Raw genomic sequence first — 9,564 nt, forward strand, 5'->3', positions numbered from 1 at the left:
CTCTTTGAGCGCTTAGAACTTGAGGCCGGCTTCACGCGCGGCGTCAGCCAGGGCCTTCACGCGGCCGTGGAAGCGGAAGCCACCACGATCGAACGCGACGGTTTCCACGCCAGCTGCCTTTGCCTTCTCGGCAACGCGCTTGCCCACCAGGGTGGCGGCGGCAACGGTAGCACCGCTGCCAGTCAGTTCCTTGCGCACTTCTGCCTCGGCGGTCGAAGCCGAAGCCAGCACTTGCGTGCCGCACGGCGAGTACACCTGAGCGTAAATATGCGTATTCGTACGGAACACGGTCAGACGATTGATCTTCAATTCCGCGATTTTCGCGCGGGTCTGACGTGCACGGCGCAAACGAGCGTCTTTCTTGTTCATCTCTGGACCCCTTACTTCTTCTTGGTTTCCTTCAGGATGACGCGCTCGTCAGCGTAGCGAACACCCTTGCCCTTGTAGGGCTCGGGCGGACGGTACGCGCGAACTTCCGCGGCAACCTGACCGACTTTCTGCTTGTCAGCACCCTTGATCACGATTTCGGTCTGCGTCGGCGTTTCGGCCTTCACGCCTTCCGGCATTTCGTGAATCACATCGTGCGAGAAACCAAGCTGGAGCTTCAGCGCGGCGCCTTGCAGTTGAGCGCGGTAACCCACGCCAACCAGCTGCAGCTTGCGCTCGAAACCGGTGGTCACGCCCTTGACCATGTTTGCCGCCAGGGCGCGCATGGTGCCTTGCAGGGCGTTTGCTTCACGCGATTCGTCAGCCGGTTCGAAAGTCAGCGTGCCATCGGCAACGTTGGCCTTCACCAGGCTGTGAATCGGCTGGGTCAGCGTACCGAGCGGGCCCTTAACGGAGAGCACGCCAGCCGCCACATTTACTTCCGCGCCTTTCGGCAGCGCGATGGGAGCCTTACCTACACGGGACATGTTTGCTCCTTACGCGACGTAGCAGAGAACTTCGCCGCCCACGCCAGTGGCACGTGCCTTGCGGTCGGTCATCAGACCCTGCGGGGTCGAGATGATCGCCACACCCAGGCCGTTCATCACTTGGGGGATGTCGCTGCGGCCCTTGTACACGCGCAGACCGGGCTTCGAAACGCGCTCGATGCGCTCGATCACCGGACGGCCGGCGTAGTACTTCAGACCAATGGTCAGTTGCGCCTTGCCGCCTTCTTCCTGAACCGAGTAGTCATCGACGTAGCCTTCGTCCTTCAGGACTTTGGCGATCGCAACCTTCAGTTTGGACGAGGGCATGACCACCGACGCCTTCTGCACGCCCTGGGCGTTGCGAATGCGCGTCAGCATATCGGCGATAGGATCGCTCATGCTCATACTGTTTCTCCTGTAGCCTGTGCGTAATTACCAGCTGGCTTTCGTCAGACCCGGGATTTCGCCCTTGAAGGCGATTTCGCGGATCTTGTTACGCGCCAGGCCAAACTTGCGGAACGTACCGCGGGGACGACCGGTGATCGCGCAGCGGTTGCGCTGGCGAGTCGGGTTAGCGTTGCGCGGGAGCTTCTGCAGCTCGAGACGCGCCAGATAACGCTCTTCTTCCGACTTTTCTTGGTCGTCAATAATGGCCTTGAGGTTTGCGCGCTTGTCGGCGTACTTCGCCACGAGCTTTGCGCGCTTCTTCTCACGTTCAATCAGAGCCAGTTTAGCCACGGTTACCCCTTAATTACGGAACGGGAACTTGAACGCGTTCAGGAGAGCCTTGGCTTCCTCGTCGTTCTTAGCCGTCGTCGTGATGCTGATGTTCAGACCACGCAGTGCGTCGATCTTGTCGTACTCGATTTCGGGGAAAATGATCTGCTCTTTCACACCGATGTTGTAGTTGCCACGACCGTCGAACGATTTGCCCGACACACCACGGAAGTCACGCACGCGCGGCAGGGCCACGGTCACGAAACGGTCCAGGAATTCGAACATACGCTCACCGCGCAGGGTCACCATCGCGCCGATGGGGTAGCCCTGACGGATCTTGAAGCCGGCGATGGCCTTCTTGGCCTTCGTCACAACGGGCTTCTGACCGGCGATCTTGGTCAGGTCACCGACTGCCAGCTCAATGACCTTCTTGTCATTGATCGCTTCGCCCAGGCCCATGTTCAGGGTGATCTTGGTGAAACGCGGCACTTCCATGACCGACTTGTAACCGAACTGCTTCATCAGCGCCGGCACAACCTGTTCTTTGTAAAACTCTTGCAGACGTGCTGTCATGCTCAACTCCTATCTGTGCCCAGAATCAAGCGGCCAGGACGGCACCGGTCGTCTTCAGCACGCGCACGCGCTTGCCGTCTTCGACCTTGATACCGACACGCGACGGCTTGCCATTGGCATCCACGAGCGCAACGTTGGAAATATGCAGCGGCATCAGCTTGTCGACCACGCCACCGGTGGTACCCAGCATCGGGTTCGGGCGAGCGTGCTTCTTGGCAACGTTCACGCCTTCAACCACGACCTTGTCGCCTTGCACTGCCTGGACGGCACCGCGCTTGCCCTTGTCCTTGCCGGTCAGCACGATGACTTCGTCGCCTTTGCGAATCTTGTTCATGGCGGCTCCTTACAGCACTTCCGGAGCGAGCGACACGATCTTCATGAATCGCTCGGTACGGAGTTCACGAGTCACCGGCCCGAAGATACGGGTGCCGATCGGCTCGAGCTTGTTGTTCAGCAGTACGGCGGCATTGCCGTCGAACTTGACGAGCGAACCGTCAGCGCGGCGCACGCCCTTGGCGGTACGCACGACGACTGCGTTATAGATGTCGCCCTTCTTCACGCGACCGCGCGGCGCTGCGTCCTTCACGGTCACCTTGATGATGTCGCCCACGCTCGCGTAGCGGCGCTTGGACCCACCCAGTACCTTGATGCACAGCACTTCGCGCGCACCGGTGTTATCGGCCACTTCGAGCCGGCTTTCTGTCTGAATCATGGTGTTATCTTCCCAACTTAATCCGTCAGGTCTTCGGATATGAAGCCCGTCGGTCAGTCTTGGTCCCGTCGGAGCCAGGCATTGCGCCAGCGCCGCTTGGGTTGATCAACTTGGAAGTCGGTAGTGCCCGCACCCTGAATTACCGGATGCCAGCCCTTGCTCGCTCAACAGGCCCGCCCGGGTGGTACTGCTAAGGCGAACGCAATAAAGCGGAAGTCCAGGATTATAGCAACATAATCCTGGACTTGCAAGTCAGCAAAGTACTGTTGTACTTAGATGACGCGCGCAGCTTCTACCAGCCGGGAAACCACCCAGGACTTGGTCCGCGACAGCGGACGCGTTTCCTGGATTTCGACCTTGTCGCCTTCCTTGTACTGGTTGGCTTCGTCGTGTGCGTGGTACTTCTTCGAACGCAGCACGTACTTGCCGTACAGAGGATGCTTGACGCGGTTTTCGATCAGGACCGTGACGGTCTTGTCCATCTTGTCGCTCACGACACGGCCCACGAGGGTCCGGTGAAGCTTTGCTTCAGTCTTCGCAGCTTCGGTCATTTCGCGTTCGCCTTCTCGTTCAGCACGGTTTGCACGCGCGCGATGTCCTTGCGCACCTTCTTCAGCTGGCTGGTGTTCTGCAACTGTTGGGTGGCCTTTTGCATGCGCAGGCTAAATTGGGCCTTCAGCAGCTCGGAGAGCTCCTGGTTCAGGCCTGCGGCGTCCTTGCCGCGCAGTTCGGATGCTTTCATCCCAATCTCCTTACGTACCGACCTGACGCACCACGAAATTCGTGGCGATCGGCAGCTTGGCGGCGGCGAGGCGGAACGCCTCACGTGCCAGCTCTTCGCTCACGCCATCCATTTCGTACAGCATCTTGCCCGGCTGAATTTCAGCCACGTAGTATTCCGGGTTGCCCTTACCGTTACCCATACGGACTTCGGCAGGCTTCTTCGAAATCGGCTTGTCCGGGAAAATCCGGATCCAGATGCGGCCGCCACGCTTGATGTGACGGGTCATCGCACGACGTGCCGACTCGATCTGACGAGCGGTCAGACGGCCACGGCCCATTGCCTTCAGGCCGAATTCGCCGAAAGACACGGCGTTACCACGGGTAGCCTTACCCGTGTTGCGGCCCTTCTGCTCCTTGCGATACTTCCTACGCTTCGGTTGCAGCATTCTTATTCTCCACTCTTCGCGTCTGCGCCAGGCGCAGCGCGACGACCAGCACCGGCACCACCGCGGCGGTTGCCCGACGGACGGCCTTCGCCTTCACGGCGGCGGCCTTCCGGGCGACCCGGACGACGACGACGGTCTTCTTGCGGCTCTTCCACCACAGGCGCGTCATTGCGGCCCAGGTGATCGCCCTTGTAGACCCACACCTTGACACCGATGATGCCGTAGGTGGTTTCGGCTTCCGAGAAGCCGTAGTCGATGTCGGCGCGCAGGGTGTGCAGGGGCACACGGCCTTCGCGGTACCACTCGGTACGTGCGATTTCAATACCGTTCAGACGGCCCGAGCTCATGATCTTGATGCCCTGGGCACCCAGACGCATCGCGTTCTGCATCGCGCGCTTCATGGCGCGACGGAACATGATGCGGCGCTCGAGCTGCTGCGTGATCGAATCGGCGATCAGCTGCGCATCGGTTTCCGGCTTGCGGATTTCCTCGATGTTCACGTGCACGGGCACGCCCATGCGACGTTGCAGCTCGGCCTTCAGCAGTTCGATGTCCTCACCCTTCTTGCCGATCACCACGCCCGGACGCGAGCTGTAAATGGTGATACGTGCATTACGGGCCGGACGCTCGATCACAACACGGCCAACCGATGCGTTCTTGAGCTTCTTCTTCAGGAAGTCGCGAACTTCGATGTCTTCTTTCAGCATGCCGGCGAACTTCGTGTTGTTGGCGTACCAACGCGAAGCCCAGTTACGGCTGACGGCCAGACGGAAGCCAGTCGGATGAATCTTCTGTCCCATCGTGACTCCTTAGTTGCCGAGCGTCACAGTGATGTGACAGGTTTGTTTCTCGATGCGGTTGCCGCGGCCCTTCGCCCGTGCGGTGAAGCGCTTGAGCGAGGTTGCCTTGTCGACGAAGATCGATTTGACCTTCAGTTCGTCGATGTCGGCGCCTTCGTTGTGCTCGGCGTTGGCGATGGCCGATTCGACCACCTTCTTCACGATCCCGGCAGCCTTTTTCGGGCTGAACGTCAGGATGTTGAGCGCGCGCTCGATCGGCAGACCGCGGATCTGGTCAGCGACCAGACGCGTCTTCTGGGCGGAGATACGGGCACCGCGATGAATCGCTTTCACTTCCATGATGGCACCTTACCTCTTCGCTTTCTTGTCAGCCGCGTGGCCCTTGAACGTGCGAGTGATCGCAAATTCGCCGAGCTTGTGGCCGACCATGTTTTCCGTCACGTACACCGGCACGTGTTGACGGCCGTTGTGCACGGCGATCGTCAGGCCGATGAAATCAGGCATGATCGTCGAACGGCGCGACCATGTCTTGATGGGCTTCTTGTCCTTGCCGGCTACGGCCGTTTCCACCTTCTTCAGCAGGTGGTCGTCGCAGAACGGACCCTTTTTTGCGGAACGAGTCATATCTTTAGCTCCTACCTACCGATTAGCGCTTGTGGCGGCGCTGGACGATCATGCTGTCCGTGCGCTTGTTGCTGCGGGTACGGTAACCCTTGGCCGGGGTACCCCACGGCGAAACCGGGTCGCGACCAGCAGCAGTCTTGCCTTCACCACCACCATGCGGGTGGTCCACCGGGTTCATCACCACGCCGCGAACGGTCGGGCGAATACCGCGCCAGCGCGTGGCACCGGCCTTGCCGATCACACGCAGGCTGTGCTCTTCGTTGCCCACTTCACCGATGGTGGCGCGGCATTCGATATGCACGCGACGCACTTCACCGGAGCGCAGACGAACCTGAGCGTACAGGCCTTCACGGGCCAGCAGCACGGCGGAACCACCGGCGGCACGGGCAACTTGCGCGCCCTTGCCAGGCAGGATTTCCACGTTGTTGATCGTGGTACCAACCGGGATGTTGCGGATCGGCAGGTTGTTACCGGCCTTGATCGGGGCTTCCGAGCCATTCATCAGGGCCTGGCCAGCTACCATGCCCTTGGTGGCGATGATGTAGCGGCGCTCGCCGTCGGCGAACAGCACCAGCGCGATGTTCGCGCTGCGGTTCGGATCGTATTCCAGGCGCTCGACCTTGGCGGCGATGCCGTCCTTGTCGCTGCGCTTGAAGTCGACCACGCGGTAGTGGTGCTTATGACCACCGCCCTTGTGGCGGGTGGTGATATGACCATTGTTGTTACGACCCGACTTCTGGAATTGCTTTTCCAGCAGCGGAGCGTGCGGGGCGCCCTTGTGAAGGTCCTTGTTGACCACCTTCACCATCGAGCGACGACCCGGGGAAGTCGGCTTGGTCTTGACGAGTGCCATGATTACTTGGCCTCCGCTTCAAAATTGATTTCCTGACCCGGCTTCAGCGCCACGTATGCCTTCTTGACGTGGTTGCGACGGCCCATGAAGCGGCCAAAGCGCTTTTGCTTGCCCTTCTGGTTCAGGATCTGAACGGACTGCACCTCGACCTTGAACAGCAGTTCGACGGCGGCCTTCACTTCTGCCTTGTTGGCATCGCGAGCCACTTCGAACACAACCTGTTCGTTCTTGTCGGCCACCAGGGTTGCCTTTTCGGAAACCACCGGCGCGAGCAGCACCTGCATCAAACGATGATCGTTCTTGGCGACTTGCGTCATTTCAGCAACTCCTCGATCTGCGCGACAGCTGCCTTCGTCACGAGCACCTTCTTGTAGTGCACCAGCGACAGCGGATCAGCGTGACGCGGCTCCACGACTGCCACGTTCGGCAGGTTGCGCGAAGCCAGGTAGAGGTTTTCGTCGAGGCTGTCGGTAATGATCAGCACCGAGTCCAGGCCCATGGCCTTGAACTTGTCGGCCAGCAGCTTGGTCTTGGGTGCGTCGACAGCGAAACCGTCCACTACGTTGATACGACCTTCACGTGCGAGCTGCGAGTAAATCGAGCGCATACCTGCACGGAACATCTTCTTGTTGACCTTCTGGCTGAAGTTCTCTTCCGGCGAATTCGGGAAGATACGGCCACCGCCACGCCACAGCGGCGAGGACGACATACCGGCACGAGCACGGCCCGTACCCTTCTGGCGCCACGGCTTCTTGGTCGTGTGCTTGACCTCTTCGCGGTCCTTCTGCTTGCGGTTACCGCTACGGGCGTTAGCCTGATAGGCAACGACGATCTGGTGAACCAGAGCTTCGTTGTAGTCACGGCCGAACACTTCGGCCGAGGCTGCAACGCCTGCGCCGACTTGACCGTTGTCCTGGAGGAGCTTGAGTTCCATTACATGCGCTCCTTAAGCTTTGGCCTTGACGGCCGGGGTCACGATGACCTTGCCGCCCTTGGAACCGGGGATGGCGCCCTTGACCAGCAGCAGCTTGCGCTCTGCGTCGATCTTGGCGATCTCGAGGTTTTGCACCGTGCGGGTGACGTCACCGAGGTGACCCGTCATGCGCTTGCCCGGGAACACGCGGCCCGGATCCTGCGCCATACCGATGGAACCCGGCACGTTGTGCGAACGCGAGTTACCGTGGGTGGCACGACCCGAAGCGAAGTGGTAGCGCTTGATGGTACCGGCGTAGCCCTTACCGATGGTCACGCCCTGCACGTCGATCTTCTGACCGACCTGGAACAGGTCGACCGACAGCGAACCGCCAGCTTGCAGTTCGGCAGCCTTGGCTGCATCGATGCGGAATTCTTTGATGATTTCGCCAGCTTCCACGCCGGCTTTGGCGAGATGACCCGCCAGCGGCTTGGTGACGCGGCTTGCGCGCCGGCTGCCGAAGGTGACTTGAACCGCGGTATAACCGTCGGTCTCGTCCGTCTTGATTTGCGTCACGCGGTTGTCGCCGACCTCGACCACGGTAACGGGAATCGAATCACCGTCGTCCGTGAAAATACGGGTCATGCCAACCTTGCGACCTACAAGGCCAAGGCTCATGGTTTGCTCCATTCCCAGCTGCGATTGGCCGGGGCTGATTGATACACGAAACTGTGCGATTTGCGGGTTGCGCGAAAAGGATTGCGCTGACCAAAACGGCCCCCACTACCCGGAGAAACGGGTAGCCTTACAATATAACCCAGCGGTTTGGAAAGGGCAAGATGATTTGCCGATTTCCGCGCCTGACCGTGTGCATGGCCACAGAATTTGGCGAAATTGCGGCGCGAAGCCGACTTGGCGCGGCGCGATGTCCGCCAAAGCAGGCAATTCAGGCGGACACGCGGACGAAATCGCCGCATTGAACACCAGGGGATGGCCGTCGGGGTCTTAAACATAGGCAAGCCCTGGGTCAATCCCCTGAGCATCCAGCGGTTGGTGGATGCCCTTGGCACCGGTCAGTGCTTGGTATTCGCACTGCCCCGCCTAACAAGGCATAGGTACGCTGGCTTCTCTTCGACTGCTTGGCGCGTACTGGCGCCGGAGCAGCGCTCCCACGGGCCGTCAGAGATCCTTTCGATTACATGGCTCGCACCCGCCCGGTCGTGTCAGCGCTGCCAAAGCGATTCACGATCTCGGCCTTGCCAGCCGCCAAGTGCCAGGTGCCTGCCAGCGGCAAGTTCAACGGTGGCGTCATTCAGCATTGCTCAAAATTCAACGGACTACTATTCCGAGCGCCGGCGCTGCGCCGTATCGTGTCCTTCACGCGTTCGCACCGGGACCGGTATGAAGTACAGCCCGCTCATAGCCATTACGTTTCTTTTTCCCTCCGCTGCCGCCATGTGTCATGGCGAGGTCATTACAGTGCCAGGCATCTATCGCTTCGAGCCTGATTCCCAGCCGCCAGCGCAACTCAAGCTCGGTGAATGGCCATATTTTCGCGTGGTGGAGAGATTCGAAAATGCGCTTCCGGGGGCGCCCAATGAGCGCTTCGCCGTAGTGGCGCGATACGGCCGGTTCGGAACCGAGGTCGCACTCTTTCCATCTCCAAAGACGGAAGACGACGACAATTCTGGCGATCCGCTATGTTTTTCGTATTTCAATTCGTTTTGGGTCGATCGGAACAGCAAAACGAGGGACCCAGCCTACGATCTCTATCTTGAATGGGATAAAACTGCGTTCTCCGTCCATCGGCCGATTAAGGAGCGGTCACTATTTGGAAACCGCAATGAACTGGCGTGTGGCTATGGGATCCGGCATAAGGAGGTCACCTACTTTTCCGATCACTTCTCTCTTTTTAAGTACCGTCGCTACACCGCAATCCTCAAACCAAGTGTGGAGGTTTCGATGTTTGCACGGGCAGACCGGGCGGTTTCAAGTCTGAGATGCAACACCAGTTCGTAATTTGTTGATCTCTTCGGCCATGGCTTCGGCGGGAGTGGCGAAGTCGAGAACCGCCCGAGGCCGATAGTTCAGCGCCTTCGCGACTCTGTTCAAGTACCCCTGCGAGAAGACCGATAGATCGTCGCCCTTCGGTAGATACTCTCGAACCAGTCCGTTCATGTTCTCGTTGCTTGGCCTCTGCCACGGACTGTGCGGGTCGGCAAAGAACACTTCGATACTGACTCGCCTGGTCAACTCCGCGTGATGCGCCATCTCTTTGCCCTGGTCGTA

General features: G+C 59.7%; 19 protein-coding genes. 1 reads left to right on the plus strand and 18 read right to left on the minus strand.

Going from position 1 to position 9,564, the window contains the following annotated elements; all coding sequences use genetic code 11:
* Positions 1–12: 12 nt before the first annotated feature.
* From rplR to rplC, 17 genes are all read right to left on the minus strand, one after another.
* The gene (gene rplR / locus D9X30_RS15280) at positions 13–369 is read right to left on the minus strand and encodes a 50S ribosomal protein L18 (RefSeq protein WP_066731243.1); all 357 of its coding nucleotides are present in this window, start codon (positions 367–369) and stop codon (positions 13–15) included.
* A gap of 11 nt (positions 370–380) precedes the next feature.
* Entirely contained in the window at positions 381–914 is a 534-nt protein-coding gene (gene rplF / locus D9X30_RS15285; protein ID WP_066731245.1) for a 50S ribosomal protein L6, read from the minus strand.
* 9 nt (positions 915–923) lie between these two features.
* The gene (gene rpsH / locus D9X30_RS15290) at positions 924–1,319 is read right to left on the minus strand and encodes a 30S ribosomal protein S8 (RefSeq protein WP_153949082.1); all 396 of its coding nucleotides are present in this window, start codon (positions 1,317–1,319) and stop codon (positions 924–926) included.
* Positions 1,320–1,346: 27 nt separating this feature from the next.
* The gene (gene rpsN, locus D9X30_RS15295) at positions 1,347–1,652 is read right to left on the minus strand and encodes a 30S ribosomal protein S14 (protein WP_008642942.1); all 306 of its coding nucleotides are present in this window, start codon (positions 1,650–1,652) and stop codon (positions 1,347–1,349) included.
* Between the two features lie 9 nt (positions 1,653–1,661).
* Entirely contained in the window at positions 1,662–2,204 is a 543-nt protein-coding gene (rplE, locus tag D9X30_RS15300) for a 50S ribosomal protein L5 (protein WP_008642941.1), read from the minus strand.
* A 25-nt stretch (positions 2,205–2,229) separates the two neighbouring features.
* The gene (rplX, locus tag D9X30_RS15305; protein WP_066731247.1) at positions 2,230–2,538 is read right to left on the minus strand and encodes a 50S ribosomal protein L24; all 309 of its coding nucleotides are present in this window, start codon (positions 2,536–2,538) and stop codon (positions 2,230–2,232) included.
* A 9-nt stretch (positions 2,539–2,547) separates the two neighbouring features.
* Complete coding sequence (gene rplN / locus D9X30_RS15310; RefSeq protein ID WP_006576237.1) at positions 2,548–2,916, minus strand: 50S ribosomal protein L14; 369 nt, start codon at positions 2,914–2,916, stop codon at positions 2,548–2,550.
* A gap of 272 nt (positions 2,917–3,188) precedes the next feature.
* Positions 3,189–3,467 carry a 30S ribosomal protein S17 gene (gene rpsQ / locus D9X30_RS15315; protein ID WP_066731249.1) on the minus strand — a complete coding sequence of 93 codons (279 nt, stop codon included), beginning with the start codon at positions 3,465–3,467 and terminating at the stop codon, positions 3,189–3,191.
* The gene (gene rpmC, locus D9X30_RS15320; RefSeq protein WP_039007569.1) at positions 3,464–3,658 is read right to left on the minus strand and encodes a 50S ribosomal protein L29; all 195 of its coding nucleotides are present in this window, start codon (positions 3,656–3,658) and stop codon (positions 3,464–3,466) included. The genes rpsQ and rpmC overlap by 4 nt, the downstream gene beginning before the upstream one ends.
* Positions 3,659–3,668: 10 nt before the next feature.
* A complete protein-coding gene (rplP, locus tag D9X30_RS15325; protein WP_006576240.1) occupies positions 3,669–4,085 on the minus strand; it encodes a 50S ribosomal protein L16 in 417 nt (138 codons plus the stop codon).
* Positions 4,086–4,087: 2 nt separating this feature from the next.
* The gene (rpsC, locus tag D9X30_RS15330) at positions 4,088–4,885 is read right to left on the minus strand and encodes a 30S ribosomal protein S3 (protein ID WP_092602196.1); all 798 of its coding nucleotides are present in this window, start codon (positions 4,883–4,885) and stop codon (positions 4,088–4,090) included.
* A 9-nt stretch (positions 4,886–4,894) separates the two neighbouring features.
* Positions 4,895–5,224, minus strand: coding sequence for a 50S ribosomal protein L22 (rplV, locus tag D9X30_RS15335; RefSeq protein WP_092602198.1), 330 nt, complete (start codon positions 5,222–5,224; stop codon positions 4,895–4,897).
* A gap of 9 nt (positions 5,225–5,233) precedes the next feature.
* The gene (gene rpsS, locus D9X30_RS15340; RefSeq protein ID WP_092602200.1) at positions 5,234–5,509 is read right to left on the minus strand and encodes a 30S ribosomal protein S19; all 276 of its coding nucleotides are present in this window, start codon (positions 5,507–5,509) and stop codon (positions 5,234–5,236) included.
* A gap of 22 nt (positions 5,510–5,531) precedes the next feature.
* Positions 5,532–6,362 carry a 50S ribosomal protein L2 gene (gene rplB, locus D9X30_RS15345; RefSeq protein WP_092602202.1) on the minus strand — a complete coding sequence of 277 codons (831 nt, stop codon included), beginning with the start codon at positions 6,360–6,362 and terminating at the stop codon, positions 5,532–5,534.
* A 2-nt stretch (positions 6,363–6,364) separates the two neighbouring features.
* The gene (gene rplW / locus D9X30_RS15350) at positions 6,365–6,679 is read right to left on the minus strand and encodes a 50S ribosomal protein L23 (protein WP_061956557.1); all 315 of its coding nucleotides are present in this window, start codon (positions 6,677–6,679) and stop codon (positions 6,365–6,367) included.
* On the minus strand, positions 6,676–7,296 hold the full coding sequence (gene rplD, locus D9X30_RS15355) for a 50S ribosomal protein L4 (RefSeq protein WP_092602204.1): 621 nt from the start codon (positions 7,294–7,296) through the stop codon (positions 6,676–6,678). The genes rplW and rplD overlap by 4 nt, the downstream gene beginning before the upstream one ends.
* Positions 7,297–7,308: 12 nt before the next feature.
* Positions 7,309–7,953 (minus strand): 50S ribosomal protein L3, encoded by a 645-nt coding sequence (gene rplC / locus D9X30_RS15360; RefSeq protein WP_066731279.1) that lies wholly within the window; start codon positions 7,951–7,953, stop codon positions 7,309–7,311.
* A gap of 723 nt (positions 7,954–8,676) precedes the next feature.
* Between rplC and D9X30_RS15365 the strand changes: the two genes are divergently transcribed.
* On the plus strand, positions 8,677–9,294 hold the full coding sequence (locus D9X30_RS15365) for a hypothetical protein (protein ID WP_153949081.1): 618 nt from the start codon (positions 8,677–8,679) through the stop codon (positions 9,292–9,294).
* Here the strand turns inward: D9X30_RS15365 and D9X30_RS15370 are convergent.
* A partial coding sequence (locus D9X30_RS15370) for an IS30 family transposase (protein ID WP_153946827.1) occupies positions 9,265–9,564 on the minus strand: 300 nt, incomplete at its 5' end. The two genes, D9X30_RS15365 and D9X30_RS15370, sit on opposite strands and share 30 nt — an antisense overlap.

The sequence above is a fragment of the Cupriavidus sp. U2 genome (genome assembly GCF_009663685.2).
GTDB lineage: Bacteria > Pseudomonadota > Gammaproteobacteria > Burkholderiales > Burkholderiaceae > Cupriavidus > Cupriavidus necator_C.